Here is a 25,877-nt window from a genome sequence, read left to right on the forward strand (position 1 = left end):
TTGTGCTGCAGCGCCCTGCTTCGGACTGCTGCAGCGGGTCTTTTAAACTGCGGCCTGAGCGCGTTTTTTCATTGCGCCAAGCAAAATAAGAATAAGTGCCGCCGCAATGACAATGCCTGGAATACAGGCGGCTATCAGCCCAGTAGCGCCATTGCCCATGGCTAAAAACTGTCCTGCAACTGCAGGTCCTGCCATCGCGCCAAAACGTCCAACTGTCATGGCTGTACCTACACCTGTACCGCGCATTTGTGTTGGGTAAACTTGGCTGCCCAAGGCATACAGCACCATTTGCCCACCAATGGTGAAACAGCCCACCAGCGCGCCGGCAAAGTACATCGCAGTCACTGTGTCAAAGCTGTTCAATGCCACTAGACCTAAAACAATGCCGCTGTACATCAAAATAATGACGTACTGCATTTTCCAGCGGTCCACCAGCACACCCAGAACAATCGTTCCTACAAATGCGCCAACTGAAAAGAACATCTGCACCATGGTTGCTTGCTGTTTTTGAAAACCCAGATCCATCAATAAAGACGGCAGCCAGTTCAACAGCATGTACACCATCATCATGGTGAAAAAGTAGCCTACCCAAAGCAGCAGCGTAGGCAGTCGGAAAAATGCGTTAAATAAATCGCTGAATTTGGCTTTTTCTGTTTGTGCAGCTGCTTGCTGAGTTGCCAAGAATGCGCGTGATTCTGGTAGAAATCGCGCCATCAACGGAATAACCAAGAGCGGTAAAACCCCGCCAACATAAAAAATGACTTTCCAATCTGTAGCCAAAGCACTGCTGGCCAGTAATGACACTGCAATACCGCCAATTGGCATACCGCAGTACATGAGTGAAATTGCTCGTCCGCGCGCTTTTTCACTTACCGCTTCAGAGGCCAGTGCAACCAAATTTGGAAGCGCTGCACCGAGTCCTGCACCTGTCATAAAACGAGCAAACAGTAAGCCCTGATAGCTTGTCACTAACGCTGTTAATATTGAAAATAAGCCAAAGAGCGCAACTGAAATCATCAGCACTTTTTTACGGCCAATTCGGTCACCTAAACGTCCGCCAATTAGGCCACCCGGCAGCAGGCCTAAAATCGCAGCGCTGAAAAACAAACCCAATGCAGATTTGTCTAAACCAAAATGTGCCCCTACACCTGCAGCTGCAACCCCTGCAGACTGCAAATCAATTCCCTCAATAAACGCAATGAGGAAACAAATTAATATCGTCATGACAGCCTTAGGCTGCGTACTTTGTTGCTGTTCCATACAACCGATCCTTTTTGTTTTGCATTCCTAGCCAAACCAAACTAATTTGCTCTGAAATTATTGTCAAGTAAGCTTGACGTTATTTGTATTAGAAAAAAGTCGTAGATAAAAATAGAAAAAAGGCGCTTTTTTGCTTATATTTGGAAGATATTTTTTGTTTTGAATTATTTGTGAAATCTCTAAGAACTCTGCTGCGCACACGTCTGGAATGGGTCGAAGACCGTCTAATGAAAAACGCAGAAAAAAATGGTTATGGTTATATAACCCCATCTATGGCAAGGCTTTACAGTTACCTAGGCTCGGCACCCGTACCCATGTCTGAACTTGCACGCCGTCTGAAAATTTCGCGTCAAGCTGTGCATCAGTTAGTCACCGAAGGTATTAATGCAAACTTTTTAGAAGTGATTGACAGCCCTGAAGACAAACGCATCAAGCTGGTTAAATTTTCAGCAGATGGTGAAAAAATGTCTGCTGTCGCTCTAGCAGAAATCCATCAAGCGGAAGCAGATTTAGCTAAAATCATTGGCGAAAGTAATGTGAAAGAGCTGCGCCGAATTTTAGAATTGGACTGGCCAGAAGATCTGTAATCCTGAAATTTCACTATTCTTCTTGTTTTGGGATGCAAATAGGTTTTGATGCAGACCGGTTAAAGCTGACAAACTTTAAAGTATTGATAGTGAAATAGCCCATGCTTCCTCTACACTGCGCGTGCTTAGGTGAATGGATACTTAATCACACAGATTCTTAGCTCACGGGGATATTTTTGATTGGTATTACTATTACTTTTGCATCAACCCTAACGCTATTAATTGCTATTTAAATTCACCATTCTCATTGCTTTAAAAAAACCAAATTAGTGCTTTATAAAGCACGCATTTCTAAAATCTGCTGTTCTTTTTATAGTTTTTGCATCATCAATTTTTTGATGCAAATGACACCAACACTGAGCTACAACTCTTCATTTACACACTGGGGTAAATATCATGTTGTCCGAAGAACAGAAGTTATTTAAACGTGATGGCGCCGTTGTATTACGCGGCTTTTTTAAAGATTGGATTGATGTACTGCAAGACGGCATTCAAACCAATGAGAAAAATCCGGGGCAATGGTTCCGAGACTATACGCCAAATGAATCTAAAGGACGCTTTTGGGCAGACTATTGCAACTGGCAAAATAACCCAGCATTTGAGCAATTTATTAAACAAAGCCCTGCTGCTGAAATTGCCAAAACATTAATGCAATCTGCACAGGCTCGCATGTTTCATGAACATGTTCTGGTCAAAGGTCCCGGTTCATCAAAAGTGACACCATGGCATCATGACGCGCCTTATTATCCCGTTGATGCTAAGCAAACGCTCAGCTTATGGGTGCCACTAGATCCAGTCTCTAGAGAATCTGCGATTGAATTTATTGCAGGTTCTCATCTATGGGGCAAGCATTTTAAAGCGCAAAGCTTTAATGGCGAATACTACGATCATACTGGCGCTAAAGAAGAAATTTTGCCAGATATTGATCAGCACCGTGAAGATTACAATATTTTGGGCTGGGATTTGCAGCCAGGTGATGCAATTGCCTTTGACTATTTAACCATTCATGGCGCTCCGGGCAATTTATCCAACGAACATTCACGCCGTGCAGTGTCTTTCCGCTGGTTAGGCGATGACGCGGTGTACATTAACCGAGGTGGAAAAACATCACCACAGTATCCACATTTGGCAGGAAAATTAGCAACTGGAGATCCATTGCCTGAAGATGAATTTCCGATAATTGCTTAAACCTCATTTTTAAACCCTTTCTTTTTTGCCAATGTTTACCCATTTATACATTGGCTTTTTTTTCTGTGTGACTTTACTTCAATAGTCGCAACTTAAATCTTATTGGGTTTAGTACATCTGATTTGTTTTTTAATTTACAGCTCAAATAGCTGGGCCATCTGATAAACTTATCTCAAACACCCAGTATACTTTATAAAAGTTAGTTTATTTATTTTAGATATTTAATTTCCAAAAATTCTCCACATTGTATTACAGTCATTTAAATTGAACCTAAAAAAGCCCTGCATCAGCAGAGCTAGATTTGGAACGATGAATGTTTTATAAATAGCTTGCTTGAGCTTTAAATCGACGGTTCAGTAAAATGAATAACTGTACGAATAGATTTACCCTCATGCATTAAATCAAAAGCATGATTGATCTCATCCAGCCCCATAGTATGGGTAACAAAAGGTTCTAACTGGATGTCGCCTTTCATCGCATCTTCCACCATTTTTGGCAGCTGAGTGCGGCCCTTTACGCCACCAAAAGCTGTTCCTTTCCATGAACGGCCAGTAACCAACTGAAATGGACGTGTCGAAATTTCTTGACCAGCCCCTGCGACACCAATAATCACTGACTGTCCCCAGCCGCGGTGTGAAGATTCCAGCGCAGAACGCATCACTTGTGTATTGCCAATACATTCGAAAGAATGATCAACACCCCAGCCCGTCATTTCTACAATCACTTGCTGAATCGGGTCTGCATGATCTTTCGGGTTTAAGCAATCTGTAGCGCCAAATTCTTTGGCCAATTTGAATTTCTCTGGGTTGGTATCAACCACAATAATACGGCCTGCTTTGGCTTGTCGCGCACCCTGTACTACGGCTAAACCAATACCGCCAAGTCCAAATACCGCAACGGTGTCACCCTCTTGAACTTTTGCTGTGTTATGTACGGCGCCAATACCTGTAGTCACACCGCACCCCAGCAGGCAAACATGCTGCGGGTTAGCCTCTGGACTGATTTTTGCCAATGAAACTTCAGCCACCACGGTATATTCGGAAAAGGTCGAACAGCCCATGTAGTGGTAAATAGGCTGACCATTATAAGAAAAGCGCGTGGTGCCATCTGGCATGAGGCCCTTGCCTTGCGTTGCGCGCACCGCTACACACAAATTGGTTTTGCCAGATTTGCAAAATAAGCACTCGCCGCATTCTGCAGTATACAGTGGAATCACATGATCGCCCGGCTGCACACTAGTTACACCCTCTCCCACTTGCACCACAATGCCTGCACCTTCATGCCCTAAAACAGCTGGAAACACCCCTTCAGGATCTGAACCAGAAAGCGTAAATGCATCGGTATGGCAAACGCCTGTATGGGTAATTTTAACCAGCACTTCTCCTGCTTTAGGCGGTTCTACATCCAGTTCAATAATTTTTAAAGGCTCGCCCGGAGCAAAGGCAACAGCTGCGCGTGATTTCATTTTATGTCCTTCATCATTGATTAAAAGCGGTTCATTGCATCTTCAAAAAATCTGCTGCACTGCATCAAAGTACAGCTTAGTCTTCATCAAAACTCACAGCTGTGTATGCAGAAAATAGCAATTTTTTGAAATTAAAATTCGTCTCACTTTTATATGAACATCAAGCCAGCTAAGCAATTCGGTTTTTTTGATGCATTTGTTCTGCTTATATGATTTTCGCAAATGCAACTCTCTCCATATATTCAATTCATCAAAACATAAATTTCATTTTTGGCAATTCAGCCACTTTGAGAATGAATTAACACATACCGCATGAATACGCTTTCTGTCATGCGCATGGAGGAACTAAAACATGAAATTAGATCATTTAAATGTCGATACAGTTGTGGTCGGTGCTGGTCAGGCTGGTGTTGCAATGAGTGAACATTTGTCTGCTTTGGGGATTTCCCATGTTGTTTTAGAAAAAAACCGCATTGCAGAAGCTTGGCGTACTCGCCGCTGGGATTCACTGGTTGCCAATGGTCCTTGCTGGCATGACTGTTTTCCCAATATGGCCTTTGACGCCGACCCAGATGCCTTTGTCCATCATGACAAAGTTGCAGATTACTTTGAACAGTATGCTGCCAAATTTAAAATGCCCATTCACACTGGCGTATCCGTTCAAAAAGCGTATAAAAATGTTAAAAAATCAGGTTTCAGTGTCGAAACCTCTGAAGGAACCATTCAAACACAGCGTATTGTTTCTGCGACTGGTGCGTTCCAAAAAGCAGTTATTCCTGCTGTAGCGCCGCAAAATTCCGACTTTTACCAAATTCATTCAGATCAGTATAAAAACCCTGAGCAGCTGCCAGACGGCGCAGTATTGGTGATTGGCTCTGGTTCATCTGGCGTGCAAATTGCCGATGAAATTAACCGCACAGGCAAGAAGGTTTATCTGTCTGTTGGCCAGCATGAGCGTCCGCCGCGCAATTACCGCGGCCGTGACAATGTATGGTGGCTTGGCGTATTAGGCGGCTGGGACTACATGCGTACAGACAATGGCCCGCTGCGCGGACTGGCAGTCAGCGGCGCGCATGGTGGCATCAATATTGATTTCCGTGCTTTAGCAAATCAAGGCGTGACTTTGGTTGGCATGACGCAGTCTTTTGATCAGCAAAATATTAAATTTGCAGATGATTTAAAAACCAATTTAGACATTGGTGATGAAGTCCTGATGCAATTTTTAGATGATGCCGATGCCTATGTACTGAACAATGGGCTAGATCTGCCTGCAGAACCTGAACTGCGCCATGTACTTCCAGACCCAGACTGCGTAACTCAGCCAATCTTAGAATTGGATATGAATGAAGCAAATATTACTTCAGTCATTTGGGCTTCAGGCTTTAGCTATGATTTCAGCTGGCTGCAAGTGAATGCCTTTGATGAACAGCAGCGCCCTAAACATAAGCAAGGCATTTCCCCTGAGCGCGGTGTGTATTTCCTTGGCTTGCCGTACTTAACAGGCCGCGGTTCTAGCTTTATTTGGGGTGTTTGGCACGATGCAAAACATATCGCAGAACACATCGATATTCAGCGTAAATATCACTTGTATGAAGCACCCAAAAGCCCGCTAAAAGATTCTGCATAGTTCCCTTGCTCCCCCACCTGCACATTTAAGTTTCTTCGGAGGCTTAAATGTGTTTTTAAATCAACTATGCAGCCCTTAAAACAGCGGCTTTCTTTGTTTTTATTCTGTATTTCACTGAGTTTAACCCCCATTTGCTTTAACCCACTTTGAACAGCAGTTTTGAAACCAGCTGGATTACCGCTTGATTCATTCCTGTGACGAAACTCAATCATTGCAAGAGGCTGATGTATGAACACAATTTTAAAAACTCCAATTACCGATAAATGCGCATGGATAGGTAAAGATATCGCACAACAAACCGATTGGATTTATCACATGTCTGCTCATTTGCTGGAGGCATTAGATGGCTGCTTAAAGCAGCTTGAACATAATCAGCTGACAGCACCTGAATTCAGTCAGGCTGATATATCGATAAGCTGCCCAACTGCGCTTCAAGAATTAGCCCAAATTGCCGATGAATTGGAAAATGGCTATGGTTTTATTGTGCTGCGCGGCATAGATGCAGCCAAATATACAGAAACGCAAATGAGTAATTTGTATTATGCGCTGGGATTATATTTAGGCGAACCAGTGACCCAAAATGCCCGCGGTGATTTGATTGGCTATGTTGAAAATATTGGCGATAAAACGCAGAAAATGACCCGCGTATACGAAACCAACAGCTATTTGCCATATCATGCTGATTTGTCTGATGTTGTTGGGTTATTATCCATCCGTAAAGCCAAACAAGGCGGCCTCAGCAGCTTGGTGAGTTCTGCCAGTGTTTATAACCGCATCTTAGAAAAACACCCTGAATATTTAAGTTATTATTACCATATTGCATGGTACGACCATCTAGGTGAAGTCGATCCATCACTCAGCCCGATTTTCAGCTACCATGAAGGCAAACTCGCCTGCCGCTACTTGCGCGCCTATATTGAATTGGGTCATGAGCGCCGCAATGTGCCGATGTCACAAGTACAGCTTGATGCTTTAAATTTGTTTGATGAGATCAGCCATGACCCCGATTTAAAATTGGATATGATGCTGGAACCGGGCGACATTCAGTTTTGCAATAATTACTGTGTCATGCACTCACGCAATGCCTTTGAAGATTATGATGATCTGGCTCAGCGCCGCAAACTGCTTCGTCTCTGGCTGAAAATGCCGAATGCGCGCAAACTGGCAAAAGACTTCCCTGGCCGCAATGGCATTCCGAAAGGCTTAGGTCAAGCAGCTTAATAAAAGAATGATATTAAAGAGGCTAAATGCCTCTTTTTTTTAATGTCGGTAATTTCACTTTTTAAATTGTTTATATCAAGTAAATTTTTTCAATATAATTTTGATCAGCAAACAGAATCAAGATTCTTAATACTGCGTCCAGAGCAATAAATTTTACTGTGCTTCTATTGATTCAAATGCGGATGCTGTTGGGTCGAGATCATTATAAATAGCTTGAATCATCCCAAAGTTCATATCTAATACCCATCAAAGAGCAAATAATTGAACATCAATAGACTCAAACAAATCATGATCTGCAGTTTTAATTCATAGTGGAAAATATCCAATTCTGGGGCTATCTTAAGTATTATTTTTAGAAGGAAGTTGCTGCTATTTTCCAGATAAAACTCACTAAAAGCTAAGCTTCTGCAATATAACTAGCTCAGTAAAAAAGAAGTTCTCTAGGCCCTTTTCGCTGACGGCTAAATAAAGTTTCAATAACAAATAAAACACCGCATAAAACCAGTTATGCGGCGCTTAAAAAACAATTCAACTAACTAAAATATTAGAAGTTGTAATAAACCTGCAGATTGATCAGTTCATGCGAATCTTTATCACTGCCAGCAGCATAAGAATCAGATGGGCCGCCAATCAAAAAGTCATTTTTACCCACGATATATTCTGCGACAAAAGATAAGTCTTTGTAATATGCCGCCACGCCGACTAAGTTGCGTGAAGATCGATTAAAGCCATCTTGAGATTTATCGTAGCTGCTGTACATGGCATATGGCGTCACTGCATCAAACTTGCCGACATTTTTGAAGGTATAGCTGACATCTGCGGTGTAGAACATGCCTTCATTGGCCACCATAAAGTTATCATCAAACGAACCCATTAATGATGATTCAGGGGTCATTGGATCTTTATTGTCAACATCATTTTTGCCAACAGTCAGCCCAAAAGTCAGATCGTTATAGGCCATATTGCCAAATACGGACCACGCCTTGCGGTCACCCGTTTGACCATTGGTTTTGTTTTCGATATCTGAATACCAGTAAGATGCGCCAAGCGTTGAACTCATGCCTTCAGGCAGCCCGCTCAAATCTTGCTGCACACGGGTAATGAACATGTTTTGCTCATCTAGATGCGTAAGAGATGGGTCTTCAGGTTTCACAAAGTTTGTGGTGTATCGGCTTGCATCATCCGCATACGGGCCGCTGTATTTGCCGCCATCACCTGTAAAATACGCCAGTTCAACTTTGGTGCCTGTATCAAATTTACCTTGATACTTCAGGCCGAGATTATGCACATCTTCCAAGCCTATTTGGGTGATAATCCCGCCATAATAGTTGCTCTCCCAAAAGCGTCCAGGCCCAAAAGGCACAGGCTGTAAACCCGCTTGAATCAAGTGATTTTCATTAAAATTGTAGCCTGCGTAAGCATCAACTAGGGTTGAGAAATCACAAAGCTTATCAAATTGATAGCAGCGGTATTCTATATGTCCAAAGACTTTTGGCGACTTATAGTCCAGATTGACTTTAGCCGCATCAAAGCTGAGTTTATGATCATTATCAGACCAGCTTTTATCTTGATATTTCGCACGAACAAAACCAGAAACGGAAAGTTCGCCTAAATCTGTTTTTGCATCGCCAATTTTTAAATCTGCGGCATAAACAGGTGTCCCCATGCACCCTAGAAGAATCAGTGCAATACCCGAATTTAAAGCTTTTTTTTGCATAAAAATGCTCTCATTTAAAACAGAAGTGAATAATGTTGTAAGGTGTTATTTCGGCATGTATTTTTGAATTTCTTCATCCGTCGGCGCTTGCAAGTTGTATTTCGCAATCAGCTTGTCGTATTCGCCAGATTTCTTCATGGCATCTAAACCAGCTGTGACTTTGTTCAGCATTTCTTTATCGCCTTTAGGAATTGCAATGCCACCTAGGACTGGGAAGAATGGTTCTGTAGAAGTAATGACAATACGGCCTTTTAATTTTTCAACTGTGCTTTTTGCCACACTGGCATCGTCATAGTGTGCATCTACAGCTTTTGCCAGAAGAGCCTGAACTGACTCTGGAGATGTATCAAACTCACGCACAGTAATTGGAGCTTTACCCTTTGCTACACAGCTCTGTTCAGACATTTCATGCAGCTGCTTAGGGAACATTGAGCCCTTTTGTGAAGCAATGGTTTTACCGCATAAATCATCACGTGTTTTGGGTTTGTAGTCTGAGTCTGTTAGCGCAATTAAGGCCTCTGTGGTCATGTAATACGGCACCATATCCACTTTGTCTAAGCGCTCTTTGGTGATGTATAAGGCAGACATCACTAGATCAAATTTCTTAGCCTCTAGTCCTGTAATTAAGTTAGAGAAACGGCTATCCACAAAATTAACTTTTGCACCTGAGTGCGCAAAAATTTGATTTGCAATATCAATATCAAAACCTGCAGGTTTGTCATTTTCTATATATTCAAATGGCGGAAATGTCATATCACTGCCGATTTGATAGACCTTGGCAGAGGCATCAGAAGCATTGCTTTGCGCAGTTTCTGTTTTAGGTTCTGAACTTTGGCTGCAGGCAGTCAATCCCAAAACGGTCAAAAGGATCGCTGCAAGCGGTTTCATGCTTAAACGAGATTGCGTACTTAGAATAGATTTCATGGACAAATTCTCCGTGGCTTTTATGAGCTTTATATTTGTTATACGTGAGAATTTTTATGAATGTAATTTGGAAAATCCTAGTCAATACTCCAAAAAATGCGATGCAAGAAACCGCCTAAAGCACCATAGAATTTTCTGATATTTCTATGAGAGTTAGCCCATGAAAACAGAACAGCAAATCCGTATTGATTTGGCTGCGGCCTTACGCTTATGTGCCAAATTAGGCATGCATGAGGCGGTCGCTAATCACTTTAGTGCAGCGGTGTCGGAAGATGGAAAAGCTTTTTTACTCAACCCCAAATGGGTGCATTTTTCAAAGATCAAAGCCCGCGACTTAATCTTGGTGCATGCAGATGATCCGAACAGTTTCGAAAAAGGACATATTGACTCTACGGCTTGGGCGATTCATGGACAAATCCATAAACTGCGCCCTGATATCCGCGTGATCATGCATTTGCATCCTATCTATGCGACGGCGCTCTCTTGCCTCAAAAATCCAACTCTGCTGCCTGTAGAGCAAAACAGCGCTCGCTATTTTAACCGCGTCGCTTATGACCATCATTACAGCGGCATGGCTGATCAAATAGCCGAAGGACAGCGTTTAGCACAGCTGCTGCAAGATAAGAGCCGCCTGATGATGTGCAACCATGGCGTATTGATTGGCTCACATGATATTGGTGTGGCTTTTGATGATATGTACACTTTTGAGCGTTCTAGCCAAATCTTGCTGACAGCCTATTCTACTGGACAAACACTCAATATTTTGGATGATGCCGTAGCAGAAAAAACTGCGCAGGATTGGGAAAAAATTGAAGATTTCAGCATGGCGCATTTTGAGGAAATGAAAAGCATCTTAATGGCTGAAGATCCAAGTTTTATGGATTAACAAAAATCAGTGCAGGAGCATTCACCCGCTCCTGCTCACTTTGTACTTTTTAAGAATATCTAAACCAAACATTAAATACAAAGTATTATAATTAATTATAAATCAAATATTTACAACCAATCATTTCATAATGAATGCTCCCTCTCCTTTTTAAAGGAAAGGGTTCAGGAGAGGATTTTTATAAAATTCATTCACACTAACATTCTACCTAAGCCATATATGGTGCGAGTGAATGACTTTATATGATTCTGTTGATATCTAATTCTGAACATTTTTTGAATTTTGCAAAAAATCTATTAAATAATAGTTTAAACATTCACTACTCAATTCAATTAAAAAGAGCTTCCGAAGAAGCTCTTTTTTATGTATTTGCTATGCACTCGACATGAGGCAGAGCCAATTAAGCCATTTCTAAACCCGCTTGCTGTACAAAGAAAGATGCGCCTTTTGGTTTTTGTGGCATTCTCAACGCATTTGGTGACATGCGGATTTGACCGCTTTCTGTGCCATACACCAATTGGCCTTGATGCTGGCTTGGCAATGGATTGTCCGATAATGCAACAGCGTCTTCAGCCGCATAAACTGTAATAAATAAGTAACGCGGCAATTCAGTATTGTTCGCGCCAGAAGCATGCAGCAAACGTGTATGCATAAAGCATACCGAACCCGCTGGGCCTATGCAAGAAACATACTTTTGACACTCTTGCGCTTCAACTGCATCTTCTACTTTTCCAGTAAACCGCCCGTCTTGCCAATGGTTATACAGCTCACCTTTATGGCTGCCCGGAATCACCTGCAGCGGGCCATTGTCTTGCGTCACTTCACCGACCATGAGCAGTGAAGTAATCATGTCGTCATTGGTATGCGGTGTAAATGGAAAATCTTGATGCCATTTCACTGTAGTTGCTGTATGCGGCAGCTTGGCATTCACTTTACTGTGATGGAAGCGTGTACCTGAACCGCCGATCAGCTGACCCGCCATTTCTGCCATTTTAGACTGCATTGCAGTTTTGAAATAAGCTTCTGAAATCTCAGTTGGAGAACTGACACGGCGCAGTGCAGGATGATCCGCACTGTGGTCTGCCGGGTCGACATCAAATCGTGAACGCCCATCAATGGTTTCGCCATAGGCTTCTGTAAACGCTCGGCTTTCATCAACCCAGATCTCCAGCTGACCGCGCAGACCTTGCAGTTCTTCTGCATCCAGCACATTTTCAACCACTAAATAACCATCACGATGAAATTGTTCAATTTGTTCCGCTTTTAACATTTTTGTCCTCTCTATCTTGTGCATCAATCTGTCAGTCAACGCTGCGACTGGATCATTCATATATAAAAGGTGCATCTATTCTAAGCTTGAATTGAGGCACCTTTTCATTCATTTGCTGCTTATTTCATTACAGCAGCAATGTCTTCTGCTGTCGGTTCTTTCAGGCCATAAGCAGTCAGAATTTTTCCGTATTCACCAGAAGCTTTAATTCGGCTTAAACCTTCTTCTACCAGCTTATAAGTTGCGGTATCGCCTTTGCGGATACCAATACCGCCCACTGTTGGGAAGAATTGCTCAGTTGAGGTAATTTTCACTTTACCCGGCAGATTGCTTTCAGCCGCTTTCATCACTGCCGCATCGTCATATTGAATATCTACCGCATGCGCAAGCAAAGCCTGAGTCGTTTGCGGTGAAGTTTCAAATTCGCGAACAGTAATGGCCTTTTTACCTTGCGCTACACAGCGCTTTTCTGAAATTTCAAATACTTGTGTTGAAAATGCTGTTCCTTTCATCGCGCCGACAACTTTGCCGCACAAATCACTCGGGCCTTTAGGCGCCAAATCTGAATCGCTGCGCACCAGAAGTGAAATGTCCGTTTTGTAATACGGAATCATGTCAATTTGTTCAAGACGCTCTTTGGTGATGTACATGGATGAGAACAGAATGTCGTACTTTTCACCTTTTAAACCAGGGATTAAATTGGCCCAGCGGGTATCAATCCAGTCTGCTTTATAGCTGCCGTCCACTTCAGCAATTTTTTCCATAATTTCAACGCTAACCCCGCTAGGCACACCATCTTTCATATATTCATATGGTGGAAAAGTTAAGTCCGAACCCACTGTCACCAAACGCTTTTCTGTTGCTGCTGCAGAAGCTTCTGATGCGGTGTCTGCCTTTTTCGCGCAGCCGCTGAATAATAATGCGCCAGCTAATGCGCTTACTGCGAATAATGTTTTGTTTTTCATTCTCTACCCCAACGCTATATTAGATTTTGTGTTCAATTCAATATAACGGCATTTTTTATACAATCCGATTAGGATTTTTTTATTTACCCCTTCATAAAAATTGAATTATAAAAATCAGCTATAAAAAAAGCAGTCAAATCGACTGCTTAAAATATTTAAATAGCAACAAACTAAAAATTAAATATATTTAAATTACTTACTCTTTAGATATGAATTTTTGGAAACGTTCATTTTCAGATTGCAACAAAACTTCAGGTGTATCATTTAATACCACATGACCATTTTCCATAAACACCACGCGGTCTGAAACTTTAAATGCAAAGCGCATTTCATGCGTCACAATAATCATGGTCAAACCTTCCTGCGCCAGCTCTTCAATGACTTTCAGAACCTCATTCACTAACTCTGGGTCTAAAGCAGACGTTGGCTCATCAAACAAAATAATGGATGGCTGCATTGCCAGTGCCCGCGCAATAGCTACACGCTGCTGCTGACCGCCTGAAAGCTGATGCGGATACTTATTGGCATGCAGCTTCATGCCAACTTTTTCCAGCATCGCTAGGGCTGTTACCTTGTTGTCCAGCACAGTGCCCATTTTGTGATACAGCGGCGCCAGCATGACATTTTCTAAAATCGTTTTATGCGGAAAGAGGTTAAAACTTTGGAACACCATCCCAACATGCACAATTTGCTGTTTATATTCAGGCGAATCTTCAGTGATTGTTTGATCTTTTAAAAACGGCTGACCCAATAAATTAACCGTGCCTTGATTCAGCGCCTCTAAACCATTCAAGGTGCGGATTAATGTGGTCTTGCCTGAACCTGATGGCCCGATGATTGAAATCACCTCGCCCCAATGTACTTTCAGATCGATGCCTTTCAACACTTCATGCTGCCCATAGGCTTTATGAATATTCATCGCTTCCAGCGCATACTCGCCGTGACGTTCTGATTGAATTTCTTTACGCGCCCGTATTGATGCATTTGGTAGCTGCAGCAGAGGATCTGATTCACTGAGCATGCCTGGTTTACGGTTTGCAATATCAATGCGGCGTTCAAACCAGCCAATCAGCCAGCCAAACACTGTCACAATCAGCACATAATAAAATGCCACTGCCAGCATGGTTTCCATCACCAAAAAGTTTTGCGTATATAGGCGCTGACCGACCAACAGGATTTCTGTTAGAGAAATAACTGAAACCAAAGAAGTGAGTTTAACAATGGATACGTATTCATTGCCCAGCGCTGGCAAAGCTACTCGAAATGCCTGCGGAATAACAATCAGACGCTGAATACCGGTAGGTTTCATGCCAAGCGCTTTACCTGCCTCAATTTGCCCTTTGTGAATAGACGTTAAGCCGCCGCGGTGAATTTCCGCAATATAGGCTGCTTCACTCAAGGTCATTGCCAGTAATCCCGCAATGAATGGCGATGCCAGCACCACGCTAGACGCTGGGAAAATTTGCGGCAAGTTATACACAAAAACCAACAGTACCAATAGCGGCAGGCTTCGGAAAAACCAAATATAGATATCACTTGACCAAGCCAGCGCTTTGAGTTTGGATTGCTTGCCAAAAGCCAAGACAAAGCCTAATACGATGCCTAAGACCCAAACAATGACACTCAATTCAATCACGGTCCAAGTCGCTTGCCAAAAGTTTTTATTTAAAAATAAATTTAAGGTGTAATCCCAATTAAAATCCATACCAGACCCCGCTTACATCATTCTGTTCTATTAATCTTGTTATATCGAATTTTATTTAAAGATGTAATTTTGAAAAATTGAGGTATTAATATGGAAAAATTAAAGCAATAAAAAAGGCCAATTAAAAATTGGCCTTATATTTAAAACAAATACTTCACATAAATATATACATGAAATAATATTGCGCTTCAACATAAATGTTGATTTAATTTTAAATACTAAATTAATATAAAATAATCAGCATTTAATACTCTGTAAAAGTTTATCTAAAAAGATCTCACATAATTGTATTTGCGAGACATCCACATATTCATTCGGCCGATGCGCCACAGCAATATCCCCCGGTCCGCATACCACCACAGGACAGTGCAATGCATTTTGAAACAGGCCGCCTTCCGTACCATATGAAATGTTGCTTACAGTAGTATCTGTCGGCAGCAGTTCCTGCATAAATTTGACTGCATCGATAGTGGGAGACGTTTTCAGCCCTGGATATTGATTGACTTCTTCGACACCAATCTGATCTCGGAAATGCGCTGTAATTTGATTTAAGATCTGATTCTGAATATCCACACTGCTGTCTTCTGCCAAATGGCGGATTTCATAATCCACCGCACATGAGTTCGGCACAATATTCAGCGCAGTGCCGCCCGCAATTTTTCCGACATGCACTGTGGTATAAGGAATATCATAACCCAAATCCTGATGCCCACCCCTTTGCAGATCTTGCTGAACCCTTTGAATAGATTCCACCAAACTGCTGGCAACATGGATGGCATTCACATAATTAGGCGCCAAAGCAGAATGCCCTTCTTCGCCGCAGCAATGCGCACGAAATACAGTTTTACCCTTATGCGCCAAAGCCAGCTGCATCATGGTCGGTTCACCAATCACACACAGCATTGGCGGCTTAATTGTTGCAGCCAGCTGATCCAATATGCCGCGCACACCAATACAGCCGATCTCCTCATCATAAGAGATGCATAAATGCAGCGGCCGTTTGAGCATCTGCTTAGATGCATCCAGCATAGTCATAATGGCGCAGGCCAAAAATCCTTTCATATCTGCTGTGCCGCGTCCATAGATTTTACCGTCTTTGAATTGAGCCTCAAAAGCTGGACTGTCCCATTGCTGGCCTTCTACAGGCACAACATCAGAATGTCCCGACAGCATAATTCCCGGCTGATCTTTAGGTCCAACCGTCGCCAATAAGTTGGCTTTGTTTTTCTCAGCATTAAAATTCAGAAGCGTGTCAATTTTGTGCTGATCCAGCAGCGCTTTCACATGCAGGATTAAATCTAAATTGCTTTTATAAGATGTCGTATCAAACGCGATCAGCTGCGTTAAAAGTTCACTGCTTTTCATCACTGGATTTTCAGGCCTCAGCTGGAGTTTTAATTTTCACATGCGGATCAAAAAAATGCGCATCACCCATGCCCGGAATATATTGATTAGATAAAAATGCGCGGCATCGGCTGATAAAAGCTTGCGATACCGTATTCAGCACCGCATTTTTAGCCGTCGCCAAACCTATTTTCATTGGGCGGTGCTCACCAGCTATACGGATGCGTACCAAACGTTTTCCATCCAATGAAAAATTATTTTTTGGCCGCACATTTAAAATGGTGTATCCCAAATTATTGGCCACCATCGAACGCACAACATCTACATGTCTTGATGAATGCGCCACTTGCGGACTCAGTTTGTGATTGCGAAATAAGGAAATAAAATAATCATTGCTATACGGCATATCCAGCAGCACCATCGGCAGCTCTGCCAGCTCTTCAAGTGTTACCGCAACATTTTTTGCCAACGGATGCGCCTCACTGACCAACACATGCGGCGGCAGTACCGCGAGCGGTTCAAAGTTCACCAAATCATGATCAATGTTTAAATCATAGGTCAACACCACATCCAGCTCATTGCGGATTAATTTATGCAGTAAGACCTGCTGATCTTCCTCAATTAAATCCAGCGTGACATTTTTATATAAATGCGTAAAACCGTGGATGATTTCCGCATAAATCATTGGTGAAAATGCGGTGAAGCAGCCAAGTTTCAAAGGCCCGCGGATTGATCCTGAAAAGTCCGCCGCCAAAGAATATAAACTGCTGGCTTGGCTTAAAATGAATTTGCATTCCTGCATCACTTTATCGCCAATATTAGTCAGAATCAGTCCTTTTGCATGCTGCCGAATAAACAGCTGCACCTGCAGTTCTGATTCTATATGCGCAATAGCCGCAGATATTGAAGGAGAAGAAACGTGAATTTTCTCAGATGCAATAATAATACTGCCGCTTTCTGCTGTAGCGACAAAATATTGCATTTGCCGCAAAGAGATACGATTTAACAACGCGATTCCTTATTTTATCCGCAGTCATGCAGATTATTCATCGCCCGGCACACCATAACTTGGTGATCCAGAAGGATCTAGCGCCCTGACAACATAATCCTCAACCTGCGGTTCATATATTTTCCAAAGTTGAAATAAGTCTTGTATCGGTGTTTCTGACCAGTCGATACGTAAATTAATAATCGGCCATTCAAGTTTATCAACCACTAAAACACCCGCAGAATGAACTTCTCCAACCTCACCGCCTGCATCCAAACCCGCCTGCAGCGCAATAAGTAACCGTTCGGCTAATGCGCCTTCACTGGAGTGGAAAGCTTCAACCATTTTTGCAGGAACGTCCTCATTTGCCAGAAGATTTCCCGCACCAACAGCGTGCTCTCCAACGCACTCAGAATGAACACCCAATGTATTTTTGCCACTAAATACAGCAGGAGGCTCATCCGAATTCACCACAGATAGCTGCCGATACTCGATAAAATCGGTATTTTTCACTAATTCAGAAATGGCTTCTTCTGGTGCAAGATCATACTTAACCATATCAAGCAAAATGTTTGCCAAGTATGGATCTGTGATGTTTTGCGAGGTCGCAACACCCACCCCAGCTTTGGCCTGCAGGCAGCGCGCAGCCACCGCAGGAGAAGAGGAGCTGATCGCCCCTCCGAATTGTCCGGTCTTTTTACAGCGGGCAATAATTGAAAACGTCATAGGCAATAACTCCCTTGGCTTTAGTCTGGAATGACAGCAGTAGCATCAATTTCTACCAGCCATTCAGGACGCGCCAGCGCTGACACAACAATGCCTGTAGAAACGGGGAATACACCTTTAAGCCATTTGCCTACAACACGGTAAACGTCTTCACGGTAGCGCGGGTCAATAATGTAAATGGTGATTTTGCAGATGTCTTCCAGTTCACCACCCGCTTCTTTTAGCAGCATATCAATGTTATACATGGCTTGTTCGGCTTGCCCTGCAGCATCACCAATGCATACATTTTCAGAAGTATCTAAATTTTGGCCAATTTGACCGCGCAGAAAAACCGTACTGCCTCGCGCAACAACGGCTTGGCATAAGTCATTATCAAGATTTTGCTCTGGATAAGTTTTTTTTGTGTTGAAAGTTCGAATGCGTGTATGTTTCATTTTAACTGTTCCTTTTTTCGGTACAGTCTCAGTATGAATCAATCACTTATTAAGGCAATTTCCCTTTTCCTTGGCAGTAATTCAATTTTTCCTTATTAAAAATAATTACCGAAGGCTAGAAATTTTTAGGTAGTATCTGATGCTTAAAAAAATGCATCATGCGGCTTTTGTACAGTAAAAAAGAATGAAAATCTAAAAAATGAAAAAACAAGATCCAATCAGTTCATATGATCTTATTTTACTCTTCAGCACCCAGCCAAAATTCTGAATATTTATAAATATGACTAAGGTGCTCGGCTTACTCTATTTAAATTTCTGCCATTTTACGCTGACGCTTATTGTCATACATTTTGATATCTGCTGTTTCCATTAACTGGTCTATCGACTCTGCATCTTCAGGATAAACCGCCAAGCCAATACTTGCGCCAATTTTTAAACTGAGATTTTCAAACACAAAAGGCAGGCCGCAGGTTTCTGCAATCCGATTCATGGCTTTGGTGGCGAGATCCAAATCTGCAATATTCGTTAAAATAACCGCAAACTCATCTCCGCCCAAACGTGCAACTAGATCTTCATTGCGGGTATGGCTGGCAATGCGCTGACCGATTTCCCGAAGCGCTGCATCCCCCGCCCGATGTCCGTATTGGTCGTTAATTGGTTTAAGACCATCCATATCAATCATCAATATGCCCATGACTTTTTTATTCTTTTTGGCGCTTTCCAAACCTTGACGCAAACAGTCTAAAAATAAGGCGCGGTTAGCCAGTCCAGTTAAATTATCCTGAGTCGCCAGTTTATACAGCTCTTGCGCGCCATATTTGGTGGCATGATACATCGCAGCGGCAATCAGTTCCGACATTAAGCCCAGCAGCTGTAAGTCACCTTCTTTAAATGCATCTTCACGTTCAGAATAGATTTTTAAAACCCCAATTGCTTCACCGCAATGTACCAGCGGTACCACAGCCATAGATCGTAAACCCACTTTTCTGCATGCTTCACGGTCTACGCGAGGATCATTTTCGGAATCTTTGCAATATAAGGTTTTATTTTCATCAATACATAAGCCAGATAAGCTATTTTTCTGATGCAGACGCAGGCCCAGCAAATGGCCTGCACCGCCGGAAACCGCTCGATAGACCATTTCACCCTCTTCAGCCAATTCCACGACTGAACCTTTGGCATGGGTTAAAGCTTGGGCCTGTTCCGCCACTAAAGTCATCACGGCATTTAAATCCAAACCCAATTTCGCAATGGCTGTTTGAGTTTGAATAACAGACATTAACTGCTTTGGCGTCGGCTGCTTGGACTTAGGCATGAATGGCTCTTAAAACGGATATTTATTTAATTTTAAAAATTTTTTTTTATCATGTATAGGCTAAAAATCAATAATTTGATAACTCTGTCAAAAAATAAAGACCACATCTGTGATGCAGCCCACAAAATCAGCCATGCTGATTCGGCATAATTATGCTGAATAATACGTCGCGCGTTTTTGTGAAAACTTTTCTAGCTGCTTTAAGAAACCTTCAAAATAGCTTTTTTCTTTCTCTTCGGTTCTAAATCCAGCATAGAGCGTACGGCGCAAACCATTGGGTGAAACACAGTTTAAACGGCGTGAAGTGACCCAGCCTTTCTGCTCATATTCGTTGACTACCCAATCTGGCAACGCCGCAATACCGCGCCCGCTGGCCACTAACTGGATCAGCATTTGGGTGAGATCCGTTGTTCGAATATTTTTTGGCTGAATATTTTCTGGAATAAACAGCTTCGCCATAATGTCCAAACGGTGCTTATCAACTGGATAAGTAATTAAAGTTTCATTGGCCAGATCTTGAACAGTAATGTTTTCAGCACGCACCAGCGGATGTGTATGTGACAGCACCAATCGTGATTCATACTCAAAAATTGGAAAGTACTCAATTCCTTTTAGCGCTATAGGATCTGCTGTGATTAATAAGTCGAATTCTGCATTTTGCAGCAGCTCATGCGGATTGGCTTCAAAACCAGAAGCAAAGTCTAAATCTACATCTGGATACTGCTGGCGGTAAACATTCAGCAGCGGCATCAGCCAGTCAAAACAGCTATGACATTCAGAAGAAAAAGTAATCCGTCCCGTTTGACCATGCACAATACGGGTAATATCTGACTGGGTAATTTGCACTTGCGGCAAAACATCATCAGCCAGTTTGAGTAGTCGCTGCCCAACATTTGAAAAAGTCACAGGGCGCGTTCTGCGGTTAACAACTTCCACCCCATACCAATGGTCCAACTCTTTGAGCTGATGGGAAATTGCAGACGGTGTTAAACATAAATCATTGGCCGCAGCGACCAAAGAACCGTGTTCTCTGAGCGCAGTTAAGGTTTTTAAATGACGTAATTCCAACATAATAGCAACTTTCCGCACTGCAATATGGCTAAATCAGAAAGAACAAAGCATCCTATTTAGCACCGCAATTAATGAATGTAATTCATCTTAACATATTTTAAGATAGTTTTATTCAACAATATTTAAGTGCTGAAAATTCAAACAAGCCACAGCAATGCAAACCTACGGCCTTACAGCTCAGGGAGTTTCTTACCGCAGTGCGGGCAATATTCATATTGTTCCCTTTCCTGTTTTAAAGCTTCTTCACGCTGCTCACGCATCAGCTGCAGTAAAATATCCTGCGTCTGCTCCTTGGTTAGTCCAATGTCTTTACGGATTTCTTCTATTTTCTCTTGATCAATTATCAAATCTATTTCTGAATGATGCAGCAATTCTCTAAACTTCAGTTCTAAAAACTGCTTGCGCTGCTCCAGTTCATTGGCCAAGCCATTGGCTAGAATACCTGCTGGCAGCGCTGCCAGTCCGACCCCTAAAATAGTAATCAGTGCGCCAAGAAAGCGGCCTAATGGTGTAATAGGCGTGACATCGCCATAACCCACTGTAGTCAGCGTGACTACAGCCCACCACATTGACGCTGGAATAGAGGTAAAAACCTGCGGCTGTGCTTTACTTTCCACCACATAAATGCAAGCCGCCGCCATCACAATCATAATGCTGAGAATAAATATAACCGCTTGGAACGCGCCTTTTTCCCGTTCGATCACCCGCAGCAGAATTTGCAGCGAGACAAAATAGCGCGTGAGTTTTAAAAGTCTCAGAAGACGCAGAATACGCAAGAAGCGCAGATCGATTGGCACCCAGAAATTAATATAAGCAGGTAAAATCGCCAGCAGATCAATCAGTGCGCCGCCGCTTTTGACCCATTTCAGCCGATTTTTCCAGCCCGATTCAAAAGGCTCATTTTCCGCAATAGACCAAAGCCGCAGCAGATATTCCGCGCTGAAGATGGCAATGGAAATATGCTCAAAGCCGTCAAAGAATACACGGTAAGACTGATAAATATCATTCACGGATTCCAATAGGACCGCAGCGGCATTGCCTAAAATTAAGAGAATGAGGAAGTAATTGAGCGCTCGGCTAAAGGCCGTTTCATACTCATCATTATGTAAATTATTGTAGACAAACTTGCGCAGCGTATACCAAGCCGTAAATGCCATAGCAGTCAAATTTTAAGCAAAAATAATGCACCAGTTTAACTGATGCATCATAAAATTAAATCAAGACGTTTCAGTAATATATGAGAACGGTAATGCGCAAAAAATTATTCAACAAATAACAAAGCCAAACGGACTTGGTCATAGCCCATGCGCGGGCTGGTCAGCTCTACAATTGGGCGCAGTTTAATCGTGCCATCATCATTAAAATGCTCTGCATCACTGCGTTTGGTCAGGCGCTTATAAATTTTACGCACTTGCTCAACCGCTTCTTCACCAGGATTCGCCACCGAAATATCTAAGCCTTGCTCTTTTTGCAGGCGGCCCAAGTGATTAATAATCGTTGCAGGCGTTAAACCGCGCTCGGTGGCAATATCCTGAATATCATAACCTTCTTCAAACAACGCTTTCGTTTCATCTAAAGTGGCAGAAGCATAGTTTTGCTTGCCGCCTGATTTCGCCAGTTTTTTCTCGTTACGCTCAATTTCGTATTCATTGAGCGTACCGCCGCAGTGTCGGATGAACGCTTTATGCTGTGCCGTAAAATCTGCTGCTTCAAAATGCAATTCTGCTTCTGAAGACAGTTCTTGAAAACGACGATCCGCTTTAATGGCTAAACTATCCAGCTCCAGCGCTTGATCATTGATACCCAATAAGCGCAATCCCCCCAAGCTTTTTAAACGTGACAGCGCAACATAGCCCTGCCCCTTTTCAAAGGTATGCGCAAGATTGATTTCTGCGGCTTCCAAGGTCATGCCTTGTGATTTATGTATGGTAATGGCCCATGCCAAACGCAGTGGAATTTGCTGAAAGCTGGCAATGGTCTTGCCGTCATCATTATCTACAGACCATGTTTCCGGCTCGACAATTAAAGTCGTCCCGTCAGTCAGTTTCACTTTCGGAAGCACACCATATTCTTCATCTTCTTCAAAAGCAATCACTTCACCTAAACTGCCGTTGATATACCCCAAATCAAAGTTGTTTTTTACAAACATAACTTTGGCATTTTTTTTCAAGGTTAAATTTTCAGGCGCGCGTACAGACGATTTTAAAGTCTCAATCAGCTTGTCATTGCCGTCGCATTGCGCATCAAATTGGCGTGAGACCTGATCAATTTCATTTAAATGTTTGAAGTTGATGCTGTCGACATCCATATTGTGCGTATACAAACGGGTAAATGTTTCACCAATATCTTGATTACGCGTTTGATTCAATGCATGCAAATGATCTTGCGTAATGCGCTGCGAACGGATGGCATTCAAAATATCATTTAAATAGTCATTGCCCTGACGGTGCTGTTCTGTCAAATAGCAGACACGGAACTTTGCCTCGACCCATGCTTCGGACATAAAGCAGAATTTATCGCGGTTGCTTTCTTCTTTTTTACCTACAGGCGGCAGCTGGAAAAAGTCACCAGCAGCAATTACTTGCACCCCGCCAAAAGCTTCTTCACTTTCTTTAAAGTATTTTAGAACTTTATTGACCAAATTCAGCTGTTTGGCATGCAGCATTGAAATTTCATCAATAATTAATACTTGGGCATTTTCTAAATGTTCTTTCAGGTATTTGCGTTCTTTCATGCGTTTCAGTTCGTCTTCTGAAATCGCATCTTTTATGCCAATGCCCGCCCAAGTATGAATAGTCATGCCATTCATATGCGTTGCGGCGATGCCTGTAGATGCCGTTATGGCAACTGTGACCTTACGCGCTTTTAAATAGTTGATGTACTGATTCAGCGTATACGTTTTCCCTGCACCGGCTGAACCTGTCAGAAAGACATTTTCGCCCGCTTTTAATAACTTGAGTGCAGTTTCCTGTTTCATAAGACCTAGACCGTGAAAGAACGGCTATAGCCTAACGAGTTTTGGCAAAAAAGTTAAGCGCAGAACTGAATTTGCAATTTTATTTAACACGTTGCCGGCTGATTAAAGTTCGAATTTACAGCAGCTTTCATCCATTTTTTCATTTATGAATTTTTGCATTCAGCCACTTAATGAATTGCTTTGCGACCTGAATCAGCTGTGCATCAGCTTTTTCATTATTTGACAGCTCAAGCTGATCAAAAATCAGCTGTTCATTTTGCCGTATACAGCCTAAGGTCATATGAACGTGCTCTTGTGTATGTGACATATGAAAGGCCGTGTATTCCCTTTCAAAAATGCGCTGCGCGTAACTCACCGCTAGGCAATGCTGCTGCCGCTGAGATTCTTCAATAATCCGCTCAATGCTTTGCAGCTCTCGAAATTTCCACTGTTCAAAATGCAGCACTTCCGCCTCACAAAATGGCCGCCAATCCGCCAAAGAAAAATCTTTTTTGAGTTTAGATAAGATTTCTTCTTTTTGAATCTGCTCATGCCACACTGCAGCCTGATGAAATAGCCCTGTCCACGTTACAGTTTTGGGCACACGATCGACTTCAGCAAAATACGCGCTTAAAAAGTCTCGGACATAGGCATCGAAAATGCTTTTACGAACAGGTCCCTGCTGCAAATAAAACTGTTGCCGAAACTGATCCTGCGGCATTTTATAACGCTGCAGCACTGTGTAAAAATCACGATTTTGCTGTGCATCAGGCAAAATATAAGGCATTAAATCTGCAGGCAAGCTCAGCGTCATTTTACGCAATTGCAGCATAAATGCCTGCATGACACGACTCAAGCGCAGATAGATTTTCTTCATCACCAGATCATCCGACTGTGCAACGCTTGAAGCCAGCGCCATCCATTCATCCAAATACAAAATAGAAGGCCGAATTGCTACTCGATGGTCATCTATAGCCTGCTTGGTTCCTTGCATCACTACAGCTTGATTCTGCGGATGCTCAAACCAATTGTCTTCGATGGCAAGAACATGACAGCTTTGTATAAATAACCGCGCACTGACATGCTGAAAATATTGCAGCGCAGCTAAAATAATTTGCGGATGAATTTGACTGCAGTCAATAAAACTGAGAGCCGTTACCGCTGTACGAATATTGCTGTGTTGAATATTCAAGCTGATCCAATCCAGCACTTCCGCAGACTGCTTAAACAGCCAATTGACTGCGCGAGTACAGTCAAATAGCGGCAGCACAGCCGCTTGCTTTTGCCAAATCCGCTGACTGGCAGATAAGAAGTGCTGTTTAGACAGTAAATCTGAATTTCCCCACACTTCACGATTCATTAATCGGACAAAACCCAACAGCTGCGGATGCTCTTTTGCATGCGGATACAGCAAGCGAATATTATCTTCCAGCTCAATCAGTTCATGCAAGTTAAATTGTTCACGGTGAAAAAGTGAAGCAATACGGTATACCGCTGGATCTAAAAATTGTGCCGCACTAAAGCAAAACTCATCATAGCTTTCCATTAAGGGCTGAATGGGTAAAAACTCATGCCCCAGCATGCTGTCTAAGCGCAGCAATTGTTCAAACTGCTGCACAATATGTTGCGGAATGACTTTATTCTGACGAATACAGGCCTGCAATACCGGCTCCGTATACAGTTCTAAATCCATCAGGAGCTGATCTGCATACTGCGCCTGAGCAATATTCATTTTTTGCAAAGCTTCTCGGAGTTTATCTGCGCCTAAAACCCAATGAAAAATTTCTTTGGCTAAAATTTCCCGGAGCTGCTGCGCCTTTGCCCTTAAAAAAAGTGGATGCTGCGCTTTTATATCCCCGGTTAGAAAGTTGATTTCCTGCAATATAAAATCTTCTAAAAGCTCAGCTTTTTGATGCTGAATTTCAAAATTGCTTTGTATCAGTACAGTTTTAGCTTGCTGACAGCTTGGTGCCGGAGGGTAAAATTGAATATAAAATTGCGGGTGCGCAATTTGAATACGATGCTGCTCTTGATAGATTTTAAAGAGCTGATGCGTGGTAATCTGCGAAGCAATATCCATCTGCATCTGTACCAAAATGCTCAGCTCAGGAGAAATACGCTGCAATGCTTGCGCCGCTTGCATCAATTCAGAAACAACATATTCCTTATGCATTTCTCCTCCAGATTATACTTGGCAGTATTGCTCACTCAATATAGAACATGTGATC

21 protein-coding genes are annotated in these 25,877 nt (G+C 42.6%); 5 read left to right on the forward strand and 16 right to left on the reverse strand.

The annotated features are described in order from the left end of the window. Positions 1 to 42 precede the first annotated feature (42 nt). Positions 43 to 1,260 (reverse strand): 3-(3-hydroxy-phenyl)propionate transporter MhpT, encoded by a 1,218-nt coding sequence (mhpT, locus tag B9T34_RS05245; RefSeq protein WP_086212119.1) that lies wholly within the window; start codon positions 1,258 to 1,260, stop codon positions 43 to 45. A 170-nt stretch (positions 1,261 to 1,430) separates the two neighbouring features. Between mhpT and B9T34_RS05250 the strand changes: the two genes are divergently transcribed. Further along, positions 1,431 to 1,847 carry a MarR family winged helix-turn-helix transcriptional regulator gene (locus tag B9T34_RS05250; RefSeq protein ID WP_086212433.1) on the forward strand — a complete coding sequence of 139 codons (417 nt, stop codon included), beginning with the start codon at positions 1,431 to 1,433 and terminating at the stop codon, positions 1,845 to 1,847. Between the two features lie 396 nt (positions 1,848 to 2,243). Continuing rightward, complete coding sequence (locus B9T34_RS05255) at positions 2,244 to 3,035, forward strand: phytanoyl-CoA dioxygenase family protein (protein ID WP_086212120.1); 792 nt, start codon at positions 2,244 to 2,246, stop codon at positions 3,033 to 3,035. Positions 3,036 to 3,375: 340 nt separating this feature from the next. Here the strand turns inward: B9T34_RS05255 and B9T34_RS05260 are convergent, their stop codons facing one another. Continuing rightward, entirely contained in the window at positions 3,376 to 4,500 is a 1,125-nt protein-coding gene (locus B9T34_RS05260; protein WP_086212121.1) for an S-(hydroxymethyl)glutathione dehydrogenase/class III alcohol dehydrogenase, read from the reverse strand. Between the two features lie 352 nt (positions 4,501 to 4,852). Here B9T34_RS05260 and B9T34_RS05265 point away from each other — a divergent pair, with 352 nt between their 5' ends. Together B9T34_RS05265 and B9T34_RS05270 are read left to right on the forward strand one after the other, a co-directional pair. Further along, the gene (locus tag B9T34_RS05265; protein WP_086212122.1) at positions 4,853 to 6,127 is read left to right on the forward strand and encodes a flavin-containing monooxygenase; all 1,275 of its coding nucleotides are present in this window, start codon (positions 4,853 to 4,855) and stop codon (positions 6,125 to 6,127) included. Positions 6,128 to 6,355: 228 nt separating this feature from the next. Continuing rightward, positions 6,356 to 7,348 carry a TauD/TfdA family dioxygenase gene (locus tag B9T34_RS05270; RefSeq protein WP_086212123.1) on the forward strand — a complete coding sequence of 331 codons (993 nt, stop codon included), beginning with the start codon at positions 6,356 to 6,358 and terminating at the stop codon, positions 7,346 to 7,348. Between the two features lie 544 nt (positions 7,349 to 7,892). Here the strand turns inward: B9T34_RS05270 and B9T34_RS05275 are convergent. Together B9T34_RS05275 and B9T34_RS05280 are read right to left on the reverse strand one after the other, a co-directional pair. Next, positions 7,893 to 9,065: a hypothetical protein gene (locus tag B9T34_RS05275; RefSeq protein WP_171265128.1), complete on the reverse strand. Its 1,173-nt coding sequence runs from the start codon at positions 9,063 to 9,065 to the stop codon at positions 7,893 to 7,895. Positions 9,066 to 9,110: 45 nt separating this feature from the next. Then, the gene (locus B9T34_RS05280; protein WP_228147406.1) at positions 9,111 to 9,989 is read right to left on the reverse strand and encodes an ABC transporter substrate-binding protein; all 879 of its coding nucleotides are present in this window, start codon (positions 9,987 to 9,989) and stop codon (positions 9,111 to 9,113) included. Positions 9,990 to 10,149: 160 nt separating this feature from the next. Here B9T34_RS05280 and B9T34_RS05285 point away from each other — a divergent pair, with 160 nt between their 5' ends. After that, positions 10,150 to 10,875: a class II aldolase and adducin N-terminal domain-containing protein gene (locus B9T34_RS05285; protein ID WP_086212125.1), complete on the forward strand. Its 726-nt coding sequence runs from the start codon at positions 10,150 to 10,152 to the stop codon at positions 10,873 to 10,875. A gap of 400 nt (positions 10,876 to 11,275) precedes the next feature. On the opposite strand, the gene B9T34_RS05290 is transcribed toward B9T34_RS05285, so the two are convergent. The 12 genes from B9T34_RS05290 to B9T34_RS05345 form a co-directional block, all read right to left on the reverse strand. Further along, positions 11,276 to 12,145, reverse strand: a complete 870-nt coding sequence (locus B9T34_RS05290; protein ID WP_086212126.1) for a phytanoyl-CoA dioxygenase family protein — start codon at positions 12,143 to 12,145, stop codon at positions 11,276 to 11,278. Positions 12,146 to 12,264: 119 nt separating this feature from the next. Further along, complete coding sequence (locus B9T34_RS05295) at positions 12,265 to 13,110, reverse strand: transporter substrate-binding domain-containing protein (RefSeq protein ID WP_086212127.1); 846 nt, start codon at positions 13,108 to 13,110, stop codon at positions 12,265 to 12,267. A gap of 196 nt (positions 13,111 to 13,306) precedes the next feature. Beyond that, a complete protein-coding gene (locus B9T34_RS19165) occupies positions 13,307 to 14,815 on the reverse strand; it encodes an amino acid ABC transporter permease/ATP-binding protein (protein ID WP_086212128.1) in 1,509 nt (502 codons plus the stop codon). Between the two features lie 237 nt (positions 14,816 to 15,052). Continuing rightward, positions 15,053 to 16,180, reverse strand: a complete 1,128-nt coding sequence (gene argE / locus B9T34_RS05305) for an acetylornithine deacetylase (protein ID WP_086212129.1) — start codon at positions 16,178 to 16,180, stop codon at positions 15,053 to 15,055. 10 nt (positions 16,181 to 16,190) lie between these two features. After that, positions 16,191 to 17,168 (reverse strand): LysR family transcriptional regulator, encoded by a 978-nt coding sequence (locus B9T34_RS05310; protein ID WP_086212130.1) that lies wholly within the window; start codon positions 17,166 to 17,168, stop codon positions 16,191 to 16,193. A 33-nt stretch (positions 17,169 to 17,201) separates the two neighbouring features. Beyond that, positions 17,202 to 17,873 (reverse strand): DUF1028 domain-containing protein, encoded by a 672-nt coding sequence (locus B9T34_RS05315; RefSeq protein ID WP_086212131.1) that lies wholly within the window; start codon positions 17,871 to 17,873, stop codon positions 17,202 to 17,204. Positions 17,874 to 17,893: 20 nt separating this feature from the next. Then, positions 17,894 to 18,307 carry a RidA family protein gene (locus B9T34_RS05320; RefSeq protein WP_086212132.1) on the reverse strand — a complete coding sequence of 138 codons (414 nt, stop codon included), beginning with the start codon at positions 18,305 to 18,307 and terminating at the stop codon, positions 17,894 to 17,896. Between the two features lie 307 nt (positions 18,308 to 18,614). Continuing rightward, entirely contained in the window at positions 18,615 to 19,622 is a 1,008-nt protein-coding gene (locus B9T34_RS05325) for a sensor domain-containing diguanylate cyclase (protein WP_086212133.1), read from the reverse strand. Positions 19,623 to 19,772: 150 nt separating this feature from the next. Then, positions 19,773 to 20,693, reverse strand: coding sequence for a LysR family transcriptional regulator (locus tag B9T34_RS05330; RefSeq protein ID WP_086212134.1), 921 nt, complete (start codon positions 20,691 to 20,693; stop codon positions 19,773 to 19,775). Between the two features lie 170 nt (positions 20,694 to 20,863). Then, complete coding sequence (locus B9T34_RS05335; protein WP_086212135.1) at positions 20,864 to 21,850, reverse strand: ion transporter; 987 nt, start codon at positions 21,848 to 21,850, stop codon at positions 20,864 to 20,866. 104 nt (positions 21,851 to 21,954) lie between these two features. Next, complete coding sequence (locus B9T34_RS05340) at positions 21,955 to 23,670, reverse strand: AAA family ATPase (RefSeq protein ID WP_086212136.1); 1,716 nt, start codon at positions 23,668 to 23,670, stop codon at positions 21,955 to 21,957. 139 nt (positions 23,671 to 23,809) lie between these two features. Continuing rightward, positions 23,810 to 25,822, reverse strand: coding sequence for a hypothetical protein (locus tag B9T34_RS05345; RefSeq protein WP_086212137.1), 2,013 nt, complete (start codon positions 25,820 to 25,822; stop codon positions 23,810 to 23,812). Positions 25,823 to 25,877: the final 55 nt, after the last annotated feature.

It is taken from the genome of Acinetobacter sp. ANC 3813, from assembly GCF_002135435.1.
Lineage (GTDB): Bacteria > Pseudomonadota > Gammaproteobacteria > Pseudomonadales > Moraxellaceae > Acinetobacter.

Excerpts from the sequence above, each read along its gene's own strand:
- B9T34_RS05290 (WP_086212126.1), bottom strand. The coding sequence starts at position 12,145 with ATGTTAAAAGCGGAACAAATTGAACAATTTCATCGTGATGGTTATTTA.
- mhpT (WP_086212119.1), bottom strand. The coding sequence starts at position 1,260 with ATGGAACAGCAACAAAGTACGCAGCCTAAGGCTGTCATGACGATATTA.
- B9T34_RS19165 (WP_086212128.1), bottom strand. The coding sequence starts at position 14,815 with ATGGATTTTAATTGGGATTACACCTTAAATTTATTTTTAAATAAAAAC.
- B9T34_RS05340 (WP_086212136.1), bottom strand. The coding sequence starts at position 23,670 with ATGAAACAGGAAACTGCACTCAAGTTATTAAAAGCGGGCGAAAATGTC.
- B9T34_RS05270 (WP_086212123.1), top strand. The coding sequence starts at position 6,356 with ATGAACACAATTTTAAAAACTCCAATTACCGATAAATGCGCATGGATA.
- B9T34_RS05285 (WP_086212125.1), top strand. The coding sequence starts at position 10,150 with ATGAAAACAGAACAGCAAATCCGTATTGATTTGGCTGCGGCCTTACGC.
- B9T34_RS05255 (WP_086212120.1), top strand. The coding sequence starts at position 2,244 with ATGTTGTCCGAAGAACAGAAGTTATTTAAACGTGATGGCGCCGTTGTA.
- B9T34_RS05275 (WP_171265128.1), bottom strand. The coding sequence starts at position 9,065 with ATGCAAAAAAAAGCTTTAAATTCGGGTATTGCACTGATTCTTCTAGGG.
- B9T34_RS05315 (WP_086212131.1), bottom strand. The coding sequence starts at position 17,873 with ATGACGTTTTCAATTATTGCCCGCTGTAAAAAGACCGGACAATTCGGA.
- B9T34_RS05330 (WP_086212134.1), bottom strand. The coding sequence starts at position 20,693 with ATGTTGGAATTACGTCATTTAAAAACCTTAACTGCGCTCAGAGAACAC.
- B9T34_RS05345 (WP_086212137.1), bottom strand. The coding sequence starts at position 25,822 with ATGCATAAGGAATATGTTGTTTCTGAATTGATGCAAGCGGCGCAAGCA.
- B9T34_RS05335 (WP_086212135.1), bottom strand. The coding sequence starts at position 21,850 with ATGGCATTTACGGCTTGGTATACGCTGCGCAAGTTTGTCTACAATAAT.
- B9T34_RS05295 (WP_086212127.1), bottom strand. The coding sequence starts at position 13,110 with ATGAAAAACAAAACATTATTCGCAGTAAGCGCATTAGCTGGCGCATTA.
- B9T34_RS05280 (WP_228147406.1), bottom strand. The coding sequence starts at position 9,989 with ATGAAATCTATTCTAAGTACGCAATCTCGTTTAAGCATGAAACCGCTT.
- B9T34_RS05265 (WP_086212122.1), top strand. The coding sequence starts at position 4,853 with ATGAAATTAGATCATTTAAATGTCGATACAGTTGTGGTCGGTGCTGGT.
- B9T34_RS05325 (WP_086212133.1), bottom strand. The coding sequence starts at position 19,622 with ATGCCTAAGTCCAAGCAGCCGACGCCAAAGCAGTTAATGTCTGTTATT.
- B9T34_RS05320 (WP_086212132.1), bottom strand. The coding sequence starts at position 18,307 with ATGAAACATACACGCATTCGAACTTTCAACACAAAAAAAACTTATCCA.
- B9T34_RS05260 (WP_086212121.1), bottom strand. The coding sequence starts at position 4,500 with ATGAAATCACGCGCAGCTGTTGCCTTTGCTCCGGGCGAGCCTTTAAAA.
- argE (WP_086212129.1), bottom strand. The coding sequence starts at position 16,180 with ATGAAAAGCAGTGAACTTTTAACGCAGCTGATCGCGTTTGATACGACA.